We start from the raw sequence: 20,082 nt of genomic DNA, 5'->3' as shown, positions 1-20,082 counted from the left end.
CGTCCACCCGCTCCCTAAACTCAACGCTCTGCCCCGCTCTGGCGGGGCTTCGTCGTTTCTGAGTGATGGACTTCTTTATAGGGCGCATCTGGGCGCATACTGCGTTGCATCTCTCGAAGCAAAAACTTTGCCTTCAAGGTGTCACGGAGGATTATTAGCTCACTATATTTCCGCCGAATACTACGCCGCCTACAAAGATGGCGAGGTAGCCCAAGGCGATTGGTCGCCAGGAACGGTGGTTGTCGGCTTGGGTGCGGTTGAGGACAGCTTTGGAGCCGGCGATTTGCTGGGCCTGCAGGTCCACCGCTTTGTCGATGCGCTTGGACAGGTCGGCCAGATTGCTTGAATGGCGGTCGATTGCGCGGAGCAGCTTCGACATGCCCGCCACCGCGTTCTCGCTGTTCTGCGACGCTGCCGCTGCGCTGCGCCTTGTTGTTTCCATTGCCTGTTCCCAGTCGAAGTGTTCCTGCATTTTTCTGCTCCTTTTTCAGTTGGTTGATTTCTCTTATGACGGCGTTTGCCTCGGCGCGTGTGTGGCCTTGGTCAATGTGCTTCCATTTCTCTTTGCGGGTTTTCTGGGACTTGGGAGTTGCGCGGGCACTGGCGCCTTCGTGGATGGTAGGAATTTTGTCGATGGCTCGATCAGCGTAGGACAGATGGCTAATCTCGCTTTTCTCGTCGAACCCCCAGTCGCGCATCTGCGCATTGTGAAGTTTCGCCCAAAGCTGCGCTGCGTTTTCGATTGCATTCTTTCTGGCAAGGCCAAGCGTGCTCCTTGGCCTGCCGCGACCGCCGGTTTTCTTCTGCACATCGAAGAAAACGAAATGGGCGTAAGGGTTCCTGATGTCGTTGCCATGCTGGTCGTGAATTGCCACAACATACCCGGCGACGCCTTTGGACAGCCGTTCAGCAAATGCGCTTGCCAAAGCCTCTCTCTGCTTCTTTGTAGCCTCCACCGGGAGCTCAACGACAAATCGCTCACAGACACGCCCCTTTCGCTTCTGAGCTTCTTTCTCCGCCATTGCGGCCGTCTTACATCTGGTGCCGCCCGCAAGTCGTTCTTGGATCACAATGCGAGCAGCCTGCGGCCGAGCGATATAGCGTAAGTGGGCTGCAGTTTGACCCGGCTTTGCCGCCCGGGATTCAGTCGTGCGCTTGTCTGAGAATGTCTTTACCGAATGCCTAAATGAAAACAGTGCCATGCTTCTGCTGCGGGTGGCGTGGATAAAAACTGTGTTTTTATCCGTTGTGCGCCTTCCCTATCTCCTCTCTGGGTTGGAAATAGGAAACAGACCATGCAATCAAAAAAACTGGACCTCTTGTCGGACAAACGGAAACAGTCAGCGCAGCTTCTGAAAATGGTGGCTATTTACTGTCGTAACCACAGGCTAATGGATTTCAACATAAGGGAATTGCCTCCTTCAGCCATTGATGCGATCGGGAATGAAATTGTCGATCTGTTCGTGACTCGTGTTCAGCAATTGAAAAAGAACACGCCCCCGAGGACAGGGGCGCAAACTGCGGATTCAGTGGTCGGAAAGGCTCAGCGAACACGACTTCACTGAGGACCGCACCACAAGTTCATGCACATTTCGTTTGGTTTGGGTTCGCTGCGCGAAGACGAACTCCTTCTTTGCACTCTTCGATTTTCCCGTCTTTCAGAAGGGTATCCAAAGACTCTCGAACTTTCTTGCGCATGGTGTCAGCGTTGCCACGAATGCCATTGAAAGGTTCGCCAGACATTTGTCCCAGAGACTTTGGTTTGTGCCATTGGCCAGCATTCTTTTTGCCAAGCTCCGTTATCACTCTTAGCAAATCGTCAGCACGCTGAGCCGAAAGTGGCACCTTGCCGGACTTAGCGGCTCTTGCGGGAGCTTCCGCAACCAGCGAACTGCCTGCCTCAAATGGGACAGCCCAAGGGACTATTGTTGTCTCGCCGTGGCGGTTTTTGCCGATCTCAAATCCTCGGATATGAAAAGCTAATGGCGCAGCTCTACTATCTTCGCGCTGCTTATGAATGTTGATTAATACTGTTCCATCGGGCTGTGACGCGTCTGCTTTGTGTAGTGTCAGGCCGGTATCGACATTCGCTGTCAAAGTCGTGGAGCCACGAGGCCTGGAAGTTTCGGATGCACCAGTGTGATGCACAATCAGGACATGAGCGTTAGTTGATTGTGCGAGCTTCTGGGCATTGGCCAAAACTCTTCCGGTGTCTCGTGAAGAATTTTCATCCCCATCCGGCATACAGATATTCAGAGTATCAAAAACGATCATCAGATCGTCACAACCGTGATAGTCTCGAAACGTTAGCGCGTCCTCCGCCAACCGGCCAACAACTTGTTGGTCGGTCAAATCAACTGGCCGGTCCAGCACCTCAAAAGGCGCTGTCTGAGCGGCTTCCTGACTGAGGTAGGGATAGGCACGGTTCAGGACGCCTTTTGGAGCTTCTGCGGCAATATAAAGAATTCCACTTCGACTTACCGGCAAGCCGCAGAAGTCTCGACCCATAGCAACATGGGCACAAATACTTGCGATGATGGCAGATTTTCCGAGATTAGACGGCCCGGCAAACATCGAAACTTGGCCGGGAAACAGCAACCGTTGGAAACGGTGGAGCGACAAGGGCATCTTCGCCCGGACGATGGTCAGGCGCGCCGCCGAATACAGCGAAGAGAAGACCGTGATGATTGATGCCACCTACCTGAAGGCACACCGCACAGCGACCAGATTGGGCGTCAAAAAGGGGGACACGGACGCCTGATTGGCCGAACAAAGGGCGGCATGAACACCAAACTGCATGCCATCTGCGACAGCCAGGGACGTCCGTTGAACCTGTTCGTGACGGCTGGGCAAGTCAGCGATTCCATCGGGGCACGGGCTTTGCTAAGCAGCCTGCCAGATGCCGATTGGCTGCTTGGGGACCGTGGATATGACGTCGACTGGTTCCGGGAAGCGTTGAAAGACAAAGGGATATGCCCGTGTATCCCCGGCCGGAAGCAGCGGAGAAAACTGGTCAAGTACTTCAAACGCCGATACAAACGCCGCAATCGGATCGAGATCATGTTCGGCAGGCTCAAGGATTGGCGGCGTGTGGCGGCCCGATACGACAGATGCCCGAAGGTCTTCCTCTCAGCCATCGCCCTCGCCGCACTCGTCATTTACTGGCTATGAGTCCTGACCCTAGTCAATTCCGGTGTATCGTCTTCAGGTCGCGCCACTTTCTGCGCTCACCCACGTCTCTTCAGGCCTCTAATTCTTATTTTGTTTGGCCACACATCGTACAGCTGTCACGAAGGGGTCGGTCATCATAGGCTATGCTGACCGCCTCATGTGCAATGGCCCCATTGCAAACAAATATTGGTGTGGTGCATACTTAAACCTGAGCAGCGTCCTACGCAGATGCATTTCTTACCGTGATCCCACGACTAGTACCACAAGGGAAAAATGAGAATCAAATTTGAAAATTCAGGCGCTGAAGCCTTGGAGAATCGTCGCATTGATAAGACGGCCTCGTACAAATACCCGCAACAAGACGACGAGCGTGTCAGAAACGGACTGATCTTTCCGAAAATCACGCCGTCGTTCAAATTTAAACGCGATATGACCGCCTTCACTATCGGGTCCTGTTTTGCACGCGAGATCGAGGAGAAACTGACGTTCCTGGACGTCCCGACGCTGGGGCTCACCTTTCCTGAGAGGATTGTAAAGGGTCGTGAAAACAGTGTCTTGAACGAGTTCAACCCAGGCTCGATTTCTCAGCGTATTCGCTGGGCGATTGACGGTGTAGACACCAGAGAGTTTGACCAATCATTTTCTGCTTCAGGCAACGTTGCGACAGACCTGCTGCTAGCAAAAGGGCACAAGTTGCCCGTCGAAGATCTGCTTGGGATCCGAGAGAGAATTGATGAGGTGTACAACAAACTGCCCGCCTCGGATTTCCTGATCATTACATTGGGAATGACACAGTGTTGGGTGGACCACGAAACCGGACACTACCTGAACCGCATGCCCAGCCCACGAGACATCAAGAAAGAACCAAATCGCTATACCTGCCGTTTTCTCACCCTGAGCGAAACAGTGGACTTGCTGAAAGATGCGTTGGAACGCGCGCTAAGCAGTGGCGTAAAGGGCGTCCTTTTGACCGTGTCCCCTGTTCCACTGCAGCAGACGTTCCTGCCGATTGATTGCGCGATTGCAAATTCTCATTCGAAATCAACGCTACGCCTTGCCGTGACCGAGCTCTTGAACATGTTCCCTGAGCAGGTGAACTATTTTCCAAGCTATGAAATCGTTCTATCCGGTGGCCTTCATTCGTTTGAGCAAGACCATATCCATGTAAAGCGCGAGGTCGTGAGCGAAGTCACAGACTACATGGCGTCTCACTATCTGGAAAGCTGAGCAATTTCGCTGAATTGAACCAAGCTTATCCCCTTCCCGGCAGATCAGGAATATTGAGTTTTGCCAATGTACCTGATCAAGCCCTGTTTAGCCCTGTATCTGTCGCCGCCTGACCAACTTTCAGAAGTGCGACAACGATCAAAGCAATAACCTACCCATCGCTGCCGTTGGTGTTGACTGTAGCGTCGATGATCCAACGCTTGGGTGGTTCAAGGTCCGCTTTGGGGAAGCCGAACCTCAAATCTCGCAACTGCGGCGTTGATGGTGTGGGGGCCCTATGCCAACGGCCGCTTCGGGCTGTATCCTGCCTTTCGTTCAAGGCAAAAGAGCTCAGATCATTTGAACCAAACGTCTTTTCGCGTCTGTGTCACCCTCGATGTACCGCTGTGTCATCGATAAGCTGGAATGCCCCGCCAATTCTTGCACGTCCCGCAACGAACCACCCGCCTGCACAACCTTCTTCGCAGCATTCGAAATAAATGTGCGCCGACCGCTGTGCGAGCTTGCGCCAACAAACCCGAGGTCGCGGTACCAGCGATGAAACATGTTCACGATGACCTGTGCGGGCGAGCTGTCGCTTCGCTCTGTGCAGATAATGGCACGTTCAGGGAAGGACGGAGCATCACGTCGCAGACGTTTTGGCACACAAACTGACTGCCACGCGACAAGCGCTTTGCGCAAATCACGGTTCATCGGAATGATGCGCCCAGATCGCCCCTTGCTTGTTTGATCTGTCAGTTCGATGTGATCGCCGATCTCACCTTCTGAATTCAGAACTGACGACCAGTGCAGACCCGCAACCTCTTTCGCGCGAAGACCAGCTTTTACAGTCAGCAAGAAGGTGACCTTGTTTCGATCTGCGTTGCGCCCTGCTTCAAGGTGGCGAAGCACCGCTTGAATTTGAGCGTTGGTCAGTATCTTGGCCTGTTTGCCTTGTGCCATCGTGAACCCATTAGAAAATTGCGTTGATGCGCAAGATGCTAACAGGTCCATCCAGCCTGAAAAGTGGTGTCCGAAAAATGCCGAGAAAAAACAGCGCCTTACCGCTTCTGATTATGGAAGTTACAAACTCTAATCAGAAGCGCAAGCAAAGCTACCAAGCGGTCTTCCGATCTGCTGAGAGTTCGAAACCAACTGTCCGACAATGCCTTGGTTGCCATGAGCTTGATACGAGCATATGCCGACGTTCATCTTGAACTTGGCGAACGGCTCAGAAGCGGGACGGAGCTGAACTTGGACAATTCGATCTTGCTGTCCGCTCTTAGTTTTTTTCGCCAAAGCTGGCCGCTGATGTTAAACGGGTTTTGAGTTGTCGTTGCTTCGAGTTACTTGCCGCGCATTCTGTCGATCTGTTCATCAATGTACATCTCGACCTGCATGTGGCTTTCTTCGATGACTTCCCGGATATTTTCAGTTTGTGTCATGAAGTCTTTGTATTTCTTGAGCGCCTTGTGCGGGTTCTTTTCCAAGCGCAAAGATTGCTCGCGCTTTTGCCATGATGGAGTAGGATCACGCCTGTTTTTGAAGGGATAGTTTGCGCCAATCCAGTTGACAAAATCAAACACGCTGCCACCGGACCATTTTCCCGTCGCAAACTTCTTACCTTCTTCCTTGAACGCCAACCGCCAAGCTTGGCTTTCAACTATAGCTTCATCACGTGTCATCTGTCTCGGTCCAGCCGTGGCGATCATCCCAACACCAATGTCCTGCTGTTCTATGATTTCGGTCATATGATCCGCCAGTGACGAAACCAGATTGGAGGCTTCGAATGAGATGCCTTCTTGAAGCGTCAGGCAACCACTTTGATACTCGTCAAATACATGAAAACTTATTGGTTTTGATCCTAGGTGTTTCTGGGCTCGCTCTGGCAACACCATAGAAGGGCTATAGCTCATCGTATTGGTTTTATAGCGGCCAAGAACACCGCAAACCAAATAGAAGTAGAAACGCGCAAGAGCAGGCAGGATGTCCTGATGGTGCAAGCCGATATGGTAGACCTCGTTACGATAGCTATGGCAGATTGTGATACTTTCTGCTTCTTCGGCACTCAGTTTGTTGTGTGATCTGAAAAATGAGATTTTGGCATCAAAATGCCTGCCAAGTGCGGCTCTCAAGTCCGACTCGTCGGCGTAGGTCTTCTCGCGGTTCAAGAAGTTAGTTCGCTCACGCTGTTCGTCCTTTGCCATTTGATGCAACACAAGCTCCAGAACATTGTCTGTCAACATGAGCCCAAATCGTGCGTTGTTCGGATCACCCTTTGAAATATGCTCAGCGGCAAGGTCAAGTTGTTCAATCGCATGGGCAAGAAATACCAACACCTAATTTTTCCTTATGCGGCTGATGAAACGCTGCTCGGTATTTATCATCTCAGCCGACAATCAAAAAGCGTTGCGCCAGACGTTATACCTCTATTAGCCAAGCAGACGTTCGTCGACGACGCAGCATTCGTCAAGGATGGGCTCTCTCCGGACCTTAGCTGCAATCTGCCCGAATGACTGGTCTTCTGGAATGCCTGTGGCAACATTTGTCAGAGCGACCAGCCAGTTTTTTCGTCGAGATTAACCGTTCGATTGATGAGACCTGTATCGCTCAGTGCTTTGCTCTGTTCCATGGCTTTTGGGTACTCTGAGTCATAGACCTCTGCCTGATCTTGATCGATGTTCAGAATATTTCTTCAAAGCTGTATAGCTATTATACCAGAAATGGAATGTGTGCACAGCTGACATGTGGTCGCGGTAATGGTGATTTTCCATGTTTAAACAATGTGTTAGCTGGTGATTCCTATTGTGATAGTCACGTAGGAAATTGCGTAGTTGGATGTAACTTACTGATTTTATTATTGGCAATGTGATTGAAAATCCTCGTGTCGGTGGTTCGATTCCGCCCCCGGGCACCACTCTAAACAACGTTGTTCGACTATCGGCGATGATGCACTTCGTGTCTGTTTTGCCGTGAAGGCCGCAGCCTTTAGAGATGCCCTTTCATGATGATTTGTGGTGGCTCTTCAGAATGCTTGCCTGCAAGGCGAACGAAAATGGCGGCCCGAGTGGGCCGCCTTTGGTTTCTTGGACGTTGCTTGTTAGAGCCATTTCCATCCGAAGATTTCTTTGGCTCCGGACAGGACAAGTGTGGGCAAGGCAGCGACGAAGGCGCAGCCGAGCAACAACTGGGGCGACAGGCTTGATGTGCCCAGCACATAGTGTCCCAACGGGGTGAAGACTGCGACGGACGACAAAGCCAGCGACAGGCCCACCGCCATGAGCAGTTTCGGGTTTCCGAAGGGTGACTTGCGGAAGAGCGTGGTTGTCGTCCGTGCATCAAACACATGCCACAGTTGGGCAAACATGATCGTGACAAACGCCATTGTCTGCGCCGTTGCAAGGTCGAGATCGAGGCTGAGCGCTTCCTGGAATGCCCAATAGCTGACAGCGCCCACCGCGAGACCGCGGATCAGGATGCGCTGTTTGAGCCCACCGGCAAAGATATCTTCGTCACGCGCCCTTGGTTGACGCTGCATGATGTCGCCCTCGGCTTTCTCAAAACCAAGCGCCAGAGCGGGAATGCCGTCAGAAACAAGATTGACCCAGAGGATCATCAAGGGTGTCAGCGGCATCAGGGGGTCTGCGCCCATTAGCATGAAGGCAAAGAGGATCGTGGAGACCTCGGCAACGTTGGCGGTCAGCGCCTGGCGGACAAATTTGAGCAGGTTGTCGTAGATTCGACGACCTTCTTTCACCGCTTTCACGATAGTGGAGAAGTTGTCATCCAGAAGCACCAATGCGGCGCTGTCTTTGGCGACGGAAGTCCCGGTGATGCCCATCGCGACGCCAATATCGGCTTTGCGGAGGGCAGGGGCGTCATTCACGCCGTCGCCGGTCATGGCAGCCACCTCGCCGGTCTTTTGCATTGCACTCACGATGCGAAGTTTGTGCTCTGGCGTGACCCGCGCAAAAACGGCAGCATGTGGCACGATGGCCTCGAGTTCCTCGTCTGACATCTGGTCGAGTTCGGCGCCGGTATGGACCGTCTGTACGTCGTGCGTCTTGATTCCGATTTGCGTGGCAATCGCCTCTGCGGTTTTGGCGTGGTCGCCAGTAATCATGACAGTACGGATGCCCGCGCTCGTTGCGTCGGCGACGGCATCGCGCACTTCAGGCCTCGGAGGATCCATGATGCCGTGAATACCAATAAGAACGATGTTCTGTTCCGGGTCTTCCGGGTCAAAACTCCCGTCGTCCGTTTGCCGAAAGGCGACGGCCAACGTCCTCAGCGCGCGGGAGCCGAAGTCATCTATGACGGCTTCAACCTGTGCCCGCATGTCCGCGGTCAATGGATGGACTGCGCCATCCATCCAAACGCCTTTGGCGCGGTTCAGGATGACGTCGGGAGCGCCTTTCGCGACGAGAAAATTCTCTCCGTTAGGGGTCTGAACATGTACACTCATCATCTTGCGGGTGCTGTCGAAGGGAAATGCTTCAAGCGTCCGCACTTTGCGCTCCTGTAGCCGTTCTCTTGAGAGGCCGACTTTGGCAGCGGCCACAACGAGAGCGCCCTCAGTAGGGTTGCCCTGCACCATCGGCCGTCCGTCCTTGATGACCAGTTCGGCGTCGTTGCAGTAGGCCGAGATGTTTAGCATCTGACGCAAGTCGAATTCTTTGCGGATGTCGGCTTCGACTCCGTTGGCATCCACAAATGCGCCATTGGGATCAAAGCCTTCGCCTGTGACGTCCCAAGTTTTGCCACCTGCCCATGCGCGCATCACCTGCATCTGGTTCTGCGTTAGCGTGCCAGTTTTGTCAGAGCAGATGACCGACGTTGTACCAAGAGTTTCCACTGCAGACAGTTTTCGTGCCAAAGCGTTGTTGGATGCCATACGTTGCGAGCCGAGGGTCAACACAATGGTCACAACGGTTGGAAGGCCTTCGGGAATGGCGGCGACCGACAACGAAATACCGGTGCTCAGCATCTCGTTGAGATCCATGCCCTGAAAAATGCCGATCCCGATCACAACAGCGACCACGGCCAGTGCAGCACCAATCAGCACTTTGGAGAGTTTCTCGATACGCTCCTGTAGAGGCGTCTTGGGGTCTTCAGCGGTCGCCATCAGGTGCGCGATATGGCCAACTTCTGTGTCCATGCCCGTGGCAACAACGATGCCTTCACCCGTGCCGTTGGTCACCTTGGTGCTCATAAAACCCATGTTCAGGCGATCTGCCAGAACAAGGGTGTCGTCGTCGATTGGCAGGGTGTGCTTGTCGACCGGTTCCGACTCTCCGGTAAGCGCAGCTTCGTCAACGGCCAACCGTGCAGCGTCGGTAAAGCGGACATCTGCGGCGATTATGTCGCCTGCTTTGAAACGCAGGAGGTCGCCCGGCACGAGTTGCGCCGCCGGGATTTCGACCCATTGCCCATCCCTTTTGACCATGGCCATAGGCGCAGCCATGTCCTTTAGCGCGGCCAGAGACTGAGCGGCTTTGAATTCCTGAAAGAAACTGATGGTCGCGTTCAGCAGAACGATGACTCCGATGGCAACGGCGTCGACGAGGTGGTTGGTGTAAAAAGAAATGGCTGCACCGACCATCAGGATGATGAGAAGCGGGCTTTTGAATTGCTCAAGGAAAAGCAGGAAAGGCGAGACTTTGGCCGTATCGGCCAGTTTGTTTTCCCCAACTTCAGCAAGCTTCTCCGTAGCTTCAGGTGTCGAGAGACCCTTTGCGGAAGAGGTTTTCAGCGCCTGCTCTACTTCATTTGCCGGGCGCGCCCAGTGTGGCCGATCCGCCGTGATTTGGTGGTCGAAGTTGGTCATTTCATTCATTGGGTCACTCCCCAAAATTTTGGCAGGTGCGGGCTTCTGCTGCCAAGGTGCGGTTCCGAGAATGGCGCCGCGACAGAATAGGCTCGAGGTGGGTACCCTTTAGATCTAGGGCGCCTGATCGGCGGGTTAAGAGAGGGTTAACCGAAAGCGGGCTTGTCACCTTAGAAGGCGCGGAGTTTTGCCGTTTGACCGGCAGATTTCTGCGCATTTTCGCAAACGTTCATTCATTGACCTCGGGTCATGAACGGCGAGCATCGAGAGAGTTCGTCTGCTGCCTGCTCCAAAATAATGTCGGGAATAGATTTTCGGTGTTCGAGGTGAAATTTGCCGGCGCCGTTCGGAATGAAGGCGTTGATATTGCGTTTTGCGATTTCAAATTCGGAGACGTCTCCGCCTTCCCGTAGGGCAGCGATCAGGAAAAGGCCGCGCCGATGCTGAGAAGGGCAACAATGATCAGGATGAATAACAGTACAAGCGGTCCAACGAACCGGAGCCAGCGGTCATAGGGGACGCGTCCAATTGCAAGTCCCCCCATCACGACGGCAAAGGTCGGGTTGAACAGGTTCACGAGGCCATTGGCTGATTGGTAAGCGGTCACCACAAGGTCACGCCCAACGCCGGCAAAGTCTGCCAGCGGCGCCATGACGGGCATAGTGAGCGTCGCCAGCCCTGAGGAGGAGGGAACCAGAAAAGACATCAGAAACTGGATGCCAAACATCACGTTGATGAACAGAAACTCGGACAGGCCAGAAATCATGCCTTCCGCGGCAAAAAGTATGGTGTCCGTGATTTTGCCTGCGTCCATGACCACGACCACGCCACGCGCAACTCCGATGATCAGTGCCACCCCAAGCAAGTCACGGGCTCCGTCGAGAAACGTCTCGACGAAAGTTGCCTCATCCATCCGTGTCGCAGGAGACAGTTTTCCCACGCCCCAGACAACTACAGACATCGATAAAAAGAGCGCGGACATCTCACCCATCCACCAGCCCAGCATGAGAACCCCATAGATCATTGCAACGAAGCTAAGACCAAAAAGGCCAAGGATGATCCCGCGAGTGAAGGTCATGGCGGGCATTTCCCCGCTGTTATCCAAGGTCAGGAAATGCGCGCGGTTTTCATCTGCCATATTGGCAACCAAAGATGCGGCCGGGTCCGACTTCACCCTTGCGGCATACCGCATAACGAAGGCAATGCCCGCTGCAAGGCTCACTAGAAAGATCGCGAATCTCAAAACAATGCCGTCGGTGAATGCGATGCCCGCACCCTGTGATGCGACAACTGTCGCGAAGGGGTTGAAGGTGGAACCCATGGTGCCGATGCCGGCTCCGAGCATGACAACCGCCACTGCGGTCAAGGTGTCGTAACCGGCGCGGAGAAACACGGGGATGATCAGGGCGTAGAAAGCCAGAGATTCCTCGGCCATACCGTATGAAGTGCCGCTCAATGCAAAGGCGGTCATCAGGATCGGTATCATAAGATGTTCGCGCCCCTGAAGCTTGGTCAGGAGCCAGCCGATGCCGGCATCAATCGCGCCGGTTCGGGTAACGACCATCAGAAATCCTCCGATGACCAGAACAAATAGGGCAACATCGATCGCGGCGCTGGCTGAGGATCCAAGCAGAGCGGGATCGTACAGGCCGGCGATCGGCGCCAGAACTATCGCGGAGAGGCCTTGAGGGTTTTGCGCGACCTGTCGGTACGTTCCCGGAACCGGCGCGACGCTGCCGAGGGTTTCGTTCATCTCCCTAGTGTATTCGCCAGCCGGAACGAGCCAGGTCAACGCAGCCACAACTGCGATCAACAAAAACAGGATTGTGAAAGCTGTGGGAAACTTGATTTTGGTCATTTGGTTCTCTTGAAGGAGAGGGGGCGCCGTTGTCGAATTTCCCACGGCTGCGGTGCGGACTAAATGCGTGGAAGTAGACACTGTCAGCACCGCGGTTGGCAAGCAACCGGCTCAGGTCTCTGGAATCCGTCGAATTGATAAGTCGTCAGAGTGCGTTCCTGTGGGGCACTCTGTGTTTTTCGGATTTTGTTGCGTTGCTGGGGCCCGTCTATTCTTTTTTTTGACGCTCACGCCTGCCAGCGGTTTTTCTTTTTTGATTGTCCACTGCAGTTTGTACTTGGGCCTCATGTGGGTTCAATTTCTCTTCGGTATGTTCAGGTACGATTGCGGCGTCGCCGCCGGATGTGGCCTTGCGCATGAGGCGCTCAAGCTCGCCAAAGCGTGCATGCACTAAATGCTCTGGTATGTACGCGGCGGCGTTCCTGTCTTCGATTGGCGCGCGCAAACACATCCCGGGTCAACTGTTCGGGTTCATGTTCAATTCGAAGATTGATCGTTGTGATGGATGGCATGGGTTTACCTTTCCGGAAAATGATCAGTCTCCCGGAGCGGCAGCAATTTAGTTGCAAGCTGCATGGGAAGGTGCAGGCGTGACTTGGATGCCGACGGGGATGGTTGGCTTGCCGCGGACGTACATCGTCAGGGGGCATGGAGGGCTGGGTTACGCCCGTTTTCTTGCCTTTTTGAAGTGGGCGGGCATGCGCTACCGTTCCAAAATCAATTCTCTTTGCGGGCGGTGGAGGCGCGGGCGCGTAGTTGTGAGGGAAGGCATACAGGCGCGGGACGAACGTCTTTTTCCACCCATCGCGCCAGAGATTCAGCTGCCAAAGTGCCCATTTCCCTGACCGGAAGTTCAATCGTGGACAGGCTTGGATTTACATATTGCGCACTGGGTAGATCATGTAACCCCATCACGGATACGTCGTTGGGAACCTGAATACCTGCGCGTTGCAATTCGAAAATGGCCCCAAAGGCTTGCGTGTCCGAGGTACAGAGATAGGCGTCGAACTCTGTCGGTTGTTTCATTGCATCGCGTGCGGCTTTGGCGCCTCCGGCAACAGATAGATCTGTTTCAAAGAAAGCCAGTTCCGTACCAGAGCGTTGCGTCGACGCCCCAGTGACGCGGGCGCGTGTGCGGTCGTTGTGGTCTTTCGGTCCATGTACGACAGCGATACGGCGGTGCCCCAGATCGAGCAAATGGTCCAGCGCCAGACGCGCGGCTTCGCGGTTGTCATAGCCAATGGTCGGATATGCAAAAGTCGCATCGAAATATGAAATCGCGATCGTCGGCACCTTAGTGCGGTCAAGAAGATCGTATAGTTCTTGACTGTGATGGATGCCCGGGAAGAACAGGCCTTCAACACCAATATCGAGCAATTCCCTGGCACGTGCCGCTTCCACGTCCGGGTCTTCACCGGTTGTGGCGACGACCAAGGAAAATCCAAAGTCTCCCAAGCGGCTCTCGATTGCGTCTATCGTTATCGCAAAGATATCGCTGTCCAAAGTAGGGATCAGCGCTCCGATGATCTTGGTGCGGCCGGAATTGATTGCGCGGGCGGCAGCGCTGGGGTGAAATCCGAGCTCCGCGATGACCTTTTCAACTTTCTCGCGGGTTTTCTTTTGAACGACATCAGGTGTGTTGAGAACACGCGAAACTGTCGCCACCGAGACCTCGGCTGCACGTGCCACGTCGCGGAGGTTTGCGCGCTTCTTGTCTCGTTTCCTGGTCATGCACACACATAAAGCACGAAATGTAACTGGTTACAAATTTTGTTGACTCCGAATGTGACGCTGTTGTGTAACTAGTTACATCTGAGGATTCTCGGGGCTGTCGTGTTGAATAGCGCGTTACTACATAGCTTTGAAAACATCGGTTTTGCCGGCAACGGCAGAGCGTTCCCCGGTTTTGTCCCAAGATCTCACAGTCGGACTGACGTGATTGCGGCACGTGAAACGGCGCGCTTCGATCTCAAAAAACACGACATGCTGAGTTTGCGCCCGATGGGGGGCGATCAATCGGTTGCGGTTCTGGTTTTTGACGCGCGGGGTAAAGTTGCGCCCACAATTCTTGGGTTGGAGGCCGGAGAGGACTTGGCGCCCTCGTCCTTTCAAAGTGACGAATTGTTAGGCTGGGTATCTGCGAACGGTGGCGATCGTAACGCGGCTCTTCCAGCCGCTTGGGTGCCGCTTGACGACCTTCTAGCGCTGTCCGCATCCGCGACATGTACCGTTTGGGTCGTCCGCCCGCAGAGCGCAAATGAACTGGTGAGTGCCGCCGCTCTTGGTGCGGTCCAAGTGTCCGTCAAGCCTGCCGCGGTAGATGCGGGAGTGGCTCTCCCACCGCCGCTTGGCGACGTGCGAGAGGAATTTACTGTCCGTCGTGGGACTGCGATGGCTTACGACCTGCGCCCGGGGGAAATTGTTCAGATTATTGATGTGGAAGGGCAGCAGTGTTCAGACTTTGTTGCGCTCAGAAGCAAAGCGCTGGACGAAGGCCGCGACATTATGATCGATACGACGGCCACGCGCACAATGGTGCGCGGTGCCTATCCGGGCCCGGGCCTGTATGACAAGTTCTACGATCAGGACTTGAGGCCGATGATGCAGGTTCTGCAGGATACCTGCGGGCGTCACGATGCGTTCGGTATGGCTTGTACGGACAGAGGATATGCTGACCGAGGCTTTCCCGGACATCTGAACTGCTCGGACAATATTTCAGGCGCTCTGTCGTCTCGAGGTGTGGCCGCCAGAGCCGCATGGCCGGCGATCAACTTCTTTTGGAGCACATGGGTCGATCCGCATAGTCATCAAATTCATACGGAGGAAAGCCACTCTCGACCCGGCGACTACGTGGCGATGCGGGCGCTGGAAGAGTTGGTTTGTGTGACAACGGCCTGTCCTGACGACATCGATCCGATCAACGGCTGGAACCCAACTGATGTGCATGTGCGCATCTATCGTCCGGATGCCCCGATCCGGCGTGCGATCGCTTATCGTGAAAAGGAAGATGCGGCCATGACAATTAGCCGGGAAAGTGCTTTTCACCCCGCGACGTCCAGATTGACAAATCATTTTGCCCCGGCGCGCGATGTGTGGGCACCAGCCAGCTTTCCGTCGGTCGGGACCGTCGGGGAATATTGGGCGTGTCGCGAGAAGGCGACTTTGCAGGACATGTCGTCCCTGAGAAAATACGACATCATTGGTCCGGACGCGGAAACGCTTTTGCAGAAATCGCTCACCCGTGACGTGTCCCGGGTTGCCGTTTGGCGAGGCACTTATGCCTTGATTTGTGATGAAGCCGGTACAGTTGTGGACGACGGAACACTGTTCCGCCTGGCGCCCGACCTATATCGCTGGTGCTGCGGATCCGAAGAAAGCGCGCGCGTCTTTGAGGACGTCGCACAGCGGGACAACCTTCAGGTTCGGGTTCACGGGATGGAAAGCGCTCTGCCAAACCTCGCGCTGCAAGGACCAAGGTCGCGGGAGATACTTGAGCGCTTTGTCTTCACTCAACCGACGCATCCCTCTTTGCAGGAGCTAAAGTGGTTTGGGGTGACGATCGCGCGAGTGGGCGATCGTGAGGGAATACCATTTATGCTTTCCCGCTCCGGCTACACTGGTGAGCTCGGTTACGAATTGTTCTGCGCGGCCAGCGATGCGCCTGCGTTGTGGGATGCGGTGATGACTGCCGGCGAGGATTTGGGGATTACTCCCATGGGCGGTGAGGCGCTGGAAACAATCCGCATCGAGGCTGGATTGGCTTCTCGCAACGAGTTTGCGGCTGGAATTGATGCCTTTGAGGCTGGGCTGGGGTTTGCAGTTGATCTCAGAAAGGCCGACTTCATCGGCAAGGCAGCACTTGAGCGCAATGCCCGCGACCCACGTCGGGTGCTGAGCGGGTTAAAGTTCGCGTGCAATGACGTGCCAGCACATGGTGCGCCAATATTCGCGGGAGAACGGCAAGTTGGCGTGATTACCTCGGCCACCCGATCCCCAATGTTTGAATGCAGCATTGCGATGGCCCGCCTCGCAATCGAATTTGCAGTTGCCGGCGAAACGCTGGAGGTGGGCCAACTTGACGGAAGGATGAAGAGATTGACCGCGACAGTGTGCGACGTGCCGTTTTTTGACCCAAAACGAGAGAGGGCAAGGGCATGAGCGACCCGGTTGTGGCACTGGATGGTGTCTGGAAAGTCTTTGGAGATCGCGCGCAGGAAGCGATGGACGCGATCAGGGCAGAAGGAATTGGCAAGGCGGAGGTGCTTGCACGTTTTGGTGCCGTCGTTGGCGTCAAGGACGCGAGTTTTGCCGTTGGCGAGGGAGAGATATTCTGCCTGATGGGGTTGTCTGGCTCCGGTAAGTCGACGTTGGTGCGCCACATCAACCGATTGATAGAACCGTCTGCGGGCTCGATCAGGATTTTGGGTGAGGACATCGGCAAGATGCGCCCAGATGCATTGCGCGCCTTGCGTGGCACCAAGATCGGGATGGTGTTTCAGAATATGGCGCTGTTGCCGCACCGGTCGGTGCGAGACAATATCGGCTTCGCACTCGAGCTGCGCGGGATGGACGCCTATCACCGCGCCAAGCTTGCGGATGAGGCTTTGGAAACTGTTTCCTTGCACGGATACGGGGACCGGCTTCCATCAGAGCTCTCCGGCGGAATGCAGCAACGGGTTGGATTGGCCCGTGCGCTGGCCGCGGACCCTGAAATTCTACTGATGGACGAACCGTTCTCTGCATTGGATCCGCTCATTCGCCGCAATCTGCAGGACGAATTTCTGGGACTTTCGGCCAACCTGAAAAAGACCACTGTCTTTATCACCCACGATCTGGATGAGGCGATCCGTATGGGGGACCGCATCGGGATTATGAAGGATGGGGAGATCGTCCAGATTGGCACGGCCGAAGATATCGTTACAGCCCCAGCAGATGATTATGTCGCTGATTTTGTTGCGGGAATCTCCCGATTGAAACTTGTTTCCGCAGCGAAAATAATGGTGCCGCCTGACGAGTATCAAGCCAAGCGGCATCCATTGGATCTGACGCAACAACACCCCGAAGCACGCCCCGAAGATGACCTTGATTCATTGGTTGAACTCAGCACGCACGCTGACCTTCCGGTCCTCATCAAGGCTGACGGAAAACTTGTCGGGGTTGTCGACAAGAACACATTGCTGCACGGCCTTCAGGGGAGCGCGGACGAATGAGCACGACAGTAAATAGCGGCGCGGAGCAGCGCGAAATCGAAGAGCGCGATGTCTCCATTGGCGCATTCTGCGACACCAAGGAAACCTACTACGCGCCGGTGTTCGAGCGTCACCAGAGAGGCAAGCTGCCACGCTGGCACATAAACATCTGGGGTTTGATCGTACCTTGGTTCTGGGCGGCATGGCGCGGTGTCTGGCTGATGTTCTGGGTGTCGCTCGCCATCGATGTGGTGGCGATCGTGTGCCTGATGCAGGTGGTGAAATTCTCTCCGCTTCTTGCCGAGGCCCAGCTTGATCCCGAGGCCAACCGTACGCTCATCCCTCGCTATACGAACTGGATCAGCACCTATGGCAGCATCGGCTGGCTGTTGCTTGTCGCGGGTCGTATCTGGATGGGAAGCCAGGCCAACCGCTGGTACTATGATCAATACAATCGCTGGCGCATCGACCCGACTGTGGCCAACGGCGTGTCCCTCAAGAGGCTTCTGATCGGCTGCGCGATCATGCTGCTATGCACGCCGATCACCACATATCGAGCGACGCAGTTGCGGCTCGACGAAAGGGCATGTTTCAACCAGATCCGCGCAACCGAAAGTGTTGAGAGTCTGCTTGCGAGATACCAGCTGCCCGATGTTGCTTCTCTAAGCGGGCGTGTCGCGGACGATGCAGCCGCCGCACAGTCCAGGTTCGACGAACTGGATGCAATTTCGGATCGTACTGCTGAGCAAAACGAAGCCCGCAAAGTGGCTCGCGCCGAAGCGCGCGATCTTGGCCGTAGTTCCGACTTGGTTGAGGAATACATGACAATCACTCCCCGTGACCGGTTTGATTGCTTCTTCATTGACGATTTCCCAACGCTGGCGAGGCTCGATCCGCCGGAGGACGTCACGTATCGCCGTGTGACCGGTGACGACGGCAGCACAGAGGTTGTTGCCCAAATCAAACCGCCTGTTGAGGGCCGCAAGGTCACCTTGTTCACATACTCGGCCGAAAGCATCGACATCTCGATCAATTGGCTTCGCGCTTCCTTTGCCGGTGCCTTTGATGCCATGACCAACGTATTGCGACAGTCCCTGATCCGGGTTGAGGTTGCGTTCATGCAAACGCCCTGGCCGGTTGTCGCATTCCTCTTCCTTGTCCTGAGTTGGGCCTACACGGGCTGGGGGACAACAGCCTTTGTGGCTTCGTCGCTCGCCTTCCTCGCGCTTTTCGAGTTGTGGCAGATCGCGATGCAGACAATGGCCTTGGTTGTTGTTTCAACGGCGGTGTGCGTCTTTGTCGGCCTGCCAATCGGAATCTGGATGGCCAAGAACAAGATAGCGAGGTTCATAACCGAACCCATACTGGACGTGATGCAGACCATCCCGTCGCTGAGTTATCTTGTGCCAGCGGTGGCGTTCTTCGGCATTTCGCAGCCACCCGCTGTGTTGGCGACAGTGGTGTTTGCCATGCCGCCTATGATCAAGCTCACGGCGCTGGGCATTCGGCAAGTCCCCGAAAGCACCAAGGAAGCCGCTCTGGCTTTTGGTGCATCAGAACGGCAGCTATTGCGAAAAGTAGAGCTGCCAATGGCGGTCCCGTCCATAATGGCGGGGCTTAACCAGACAATCATGTTGGCCCTTTCGATGGCCACCATCTCGGCCTTTATCGGCGCCGAAGGCCTCGGCGCAATCGTAACGGCTGCGCTCGGGGATGCGCAGGCGGGCAAGGGCCTCCTCGCGGGGATCGCAATCGCTTTGGTGGCGATGATGATCGACCGCATCCTTCGCGGTATCCGCAATTCGTTCAGCCGCATCTAAATCAACCACCAAAATACACAGGGAGAACTACCAATGAAGACCATTAAGACAACCGTAGCACTGGCCGCCCTTGTGGCCGCGGCCGGAAGCGTCTCGGCTCAGGAGAAAATCACTTTCTCCGACCTGAGCTGGAACGGAGCACAGGCCATCGGTCATGTGCTGTCCGCCATCATTGAAGACCAGATGGGCGGAGACGCTGAAATCGTCTCAGGCATGAACCAGGCTGCCGTGATTATGGCAGGCATGGACAAGGGTGACGGATCCATCGACGTTTTCACGGATCTCTGGATGCCAAACCAGCAGGCTCTTTGGGATGAATACATCGACGGCAACGGCACTGTCGTGACCAACTCGCCCTACAAAGGTACGTCCAACATCTATGTCCCGAGCTATATGCGCGGTACCGTCGACAGTATTGACGACCTTCGCAATCCAGAGGTCGCCGCAATGTTCGACACCGATGGCAACGGCAAAGGCGAATACTGGGCGGGGGACGTGACTTGGGCGTCCACCAAGCGCTGGCAGATCAAGTTCAAATCCTATGGTCTGGACGGCCTGTGGGAGCCGAACATTGTATCTGCAGACACATTCAAAGCTGGTCTGGAAGCCGCGTATACTGCTGAAAAGCCGCAGCTGTTCTACTATTGGACACCTGAAGCTATTCACGTGAAATACGATCTTGTTGCGGTCAAAGAACCGGCGCGCTCCGAAGGCTGTGAAGACGTGAACCTTGACGCTGAAGATTGGCTGGAAGTGTCCGAGTTTAACTGCGTGATCGCTTCCAACGACATCTACGTGGCCTACTCTAAATCTTTGGAAACACGCAACCCGCCAGTGGCTAAGATGCTCTCCAACGTGCAGTTCACCGGCGACGAGATCAATGCTTGGATCGTCGAGATGTTCGAGAACAAGCGTGATCCGCGTGAGGTTGCCGAAGACTGGATTGCGGACAACATGAAGACCGTACAGTCCTGGATTGACGGATAATCTCCGGCCCATTCGGAAAATAGG

At 54.9% G+C, this 20,082-nt stretch carries 13 protein-coding genes and 2 pseudogenes; 6 read left to right on the top strand and 9 right to left on the bottom strand.

What is annotated here, in order from left to right:
* Window positions 1–154: 154 nt before the first annotated feature.
* From BXY66_RS12270 to BXY66_RS12260, 3 genes and pseudogenes are all read right to left on the bottom strand, one after another.
* Window positions 155–472: a hypothetical protein gene (locus tag BXY66_RS12270; RefSeq protein WP_132860538.1), complete on the bottom strand. Its 318-nt coding sequence runs from the start codon at window positions 470–472 to the stop codon at window positions 155–157.
* A gap of 175 nt (window positions 473–647) precedes the next feature.
* Window positions 648–1,022, bottom strand: a pseudogene (locus BXY66_RS20760) (MobA/MobL family protein); the annotation flags it as partial.
* Window positions 1,023–1,581: 559 nt separating this feature from the next.
* Complete coding sequence (locus BXY66_RS12260; protein ID WP_165929173.1) at window positions 1,582–2,574, bottom strand: AAA family ATPase; 993 nt, start codon at window positions 2,572–2,574, stop codon at window positions 1,582–1,584.
* Window positions 2,575–2,596: 22 nt separating this feature from the next.
* Between BXY66_RS12260 and BXY66_RS12255 the strand changes: the two are divergent.
* Both BXY66_RS12255 and BXY66_RS12250 read left to right on the top strand, forming a co-directional pair.
* Window positions 2,597–3,171, top strand: a pseudogene (locus BXY66_RS12255) (IS5 family transposase); the annotation flags it as partial.
* 429 nt (window positions 3,172–3,600) lie between these two features.
* Window positions 3,601–4,398, top strand: coding sequence for a GSCFA domain-containing protein (locus BXY66_RS12250; protein WP_165929172.1), 798 nt, complete (start codon window positions 3,601–3,603; stop codon window positions 4,396–4,398).
* Between the two features lie 330 nt (window positions 4,399–4,728).
* On the opposite strand, the gene BXY66_RS12245 is transcribed toward BXY66_RS12250, so the two are convergent.
* The 6 genes from BXY66_RS12245 to BXY66_RS12225 form a co-directional block, all read right to left on the bottom strand.
* The gene (locus BXY66_RS12245) at window positions 4,729–5,340 is read right to left on the bottom strand and encodes a tyrosine-type recombinase/integrase (RefSeq protein ID WP_132860535.1); all 612 of its coding nucleotides are present in this window, start codon (window positions 5,338–5,340) and stop codon (window positions 4,729–4,731) included.
* A gap of 383 nt (window positions 5,341–5,723) precedes the next feature.
* Window positions 5,724–6,716: a hypothetical protein gene (locus BXY66_RS12240; protein ID WP_132860534.1), complete on the bottom strand. Its 993-nt coding sequence runs from the start codon at window positions 6,714–6,716 to the stop codon at window positions 5,724–5,726.
* Window positions 6,717–7,477: 761 nt separating this feature from the next.
* Window positions 7,478–10,213: a cation-translocating P-type ATPase gene (locus tag BXY66_RS12235; protein WP_207911328.1), complete on the bottom strand. Its 2,736-nt coding sequence runs from the start codon at window positions 10,211–10,213 to the stop codon at window positions 7,478–7,480.
* 412 nt (window positions 10,214–10,625) lie between these two features.
* Window positions 10,626–12,062 (bottom strand): YfcC family protein, encoded by a 1,437-nt coding sequence (locus BXY66_RS12230; RefSeq protein WP_132860533.1) that lies wholly within the window; start codon window positions 12,060–12,062, stop codon window positions 10,626–10,628.
* Between the two features lie 208 nt (window positions 12,063–12,270).
* A complete protein-coding gene (locus BXY66_RS20500) occupies window positions 12,271–12,507 on the bottom strand; it encodes a hypothetical protein (protein ID WP_165929171.1) in 237 nt (78 codons plus the stop codon).
* A 272-nt stretch (window positions 12,508–12,779) separates the two neighbouring features.
* On the bottom strand, window positions 12,780–13,793 hold the full coding sequence (locus tag BXY66_RS12225; RefSeq protein WP_132860532.1) for a LacI family DNA-binding transcriptional regulator: 1,014 nt from the start codon (window positions 13,791–13,793) through the stop codon (window positions 12,780–12,782).
* Window positions 13,794–14,045: 252 nt separating this feature from the next.
* On the opposite strand from BXY66_RS12225, the gene BXY66_RS12220 reads away from it, so the two are divergent.
* The 4 genes from BXY66_RS12220 to BXY66_RS12205 are packed head-to-tail and all read left to right on the top strand — an operon-like array spanning window position 14,046 to window position 20,058.
* Window positions 14,046–16,220 (top strand): DUF1989 domain-containing protein, encoded by a 2,175-nt coding sequence (locus tag BXY66_RS12220; protein WP_243694375.1) that lies wholly within the window; start codon window positions 14,046–14,048, stop codon window positions 16,218–16,220.
* On the top strand, window positions 16,217–17,272 hold the full coding sequence (locus BXY66_RS12215) for a quaternary amine ABC transporter ATP-binding protein (RefSeq protein ID WP_132860530.1): 1,056 nt from the start codon (window positions 16,217–16,219) through the stop codon (window positions 17,270–17,272). Before BXY66_RS12220 ends, BXY66_RS12215 begins: the two co-directional genes overlap by 4 nt.
* Window positions 17,269–19,071, top strand: a complete 1,803-nt coding sequence (locus BXY66_RS12210) for an ABC transporter permease (RefSeq protein WP_132860529.1) — start codon at window positions 17,269–17,271, stop codon at window positions 19,069–19,071. The genes BXY66_RS12215 and BXY66_RS12210 overlap by 4 nt, the downstream gene beginning before the upstream one ends.
* A gap of 33 nt (window positions 19,072–19,104) precedes the next feature.
* Window positions 19,105–20,058 carry an ABC transporter substrate-binding protein gene (locus BXY66_RS12205; RefSeq protein ID WP_132860528.1) on the top strand — a complete coding sequence of 318 codons (954 nt, stop codon included), beginning with the start codon at window positions 19,105–19,107 and terminating at the stop codon, window positions 20,056–20,058.
* The last annotated feature ends 24 nt before the right edge of the window (window positions 20,059–20,082 follow it).

The sequence above is a fragment of the Shimia isoporae genome (assembly GCF_004346865.1).
In the GTDB taxonomy this organism is placed as follows: domain Bacteria; phylum Pseudomonadota; class Alphaproteobacteria; order Rhodobacterales; family Rhodobacteraceae; genus Shimia; species Shimia isoporae.
The sequence above is the reverse complement of the archived record's forward strand: the minus strand, read 5'-3'. Positions and strand labels throughout refer to the sequence as shown.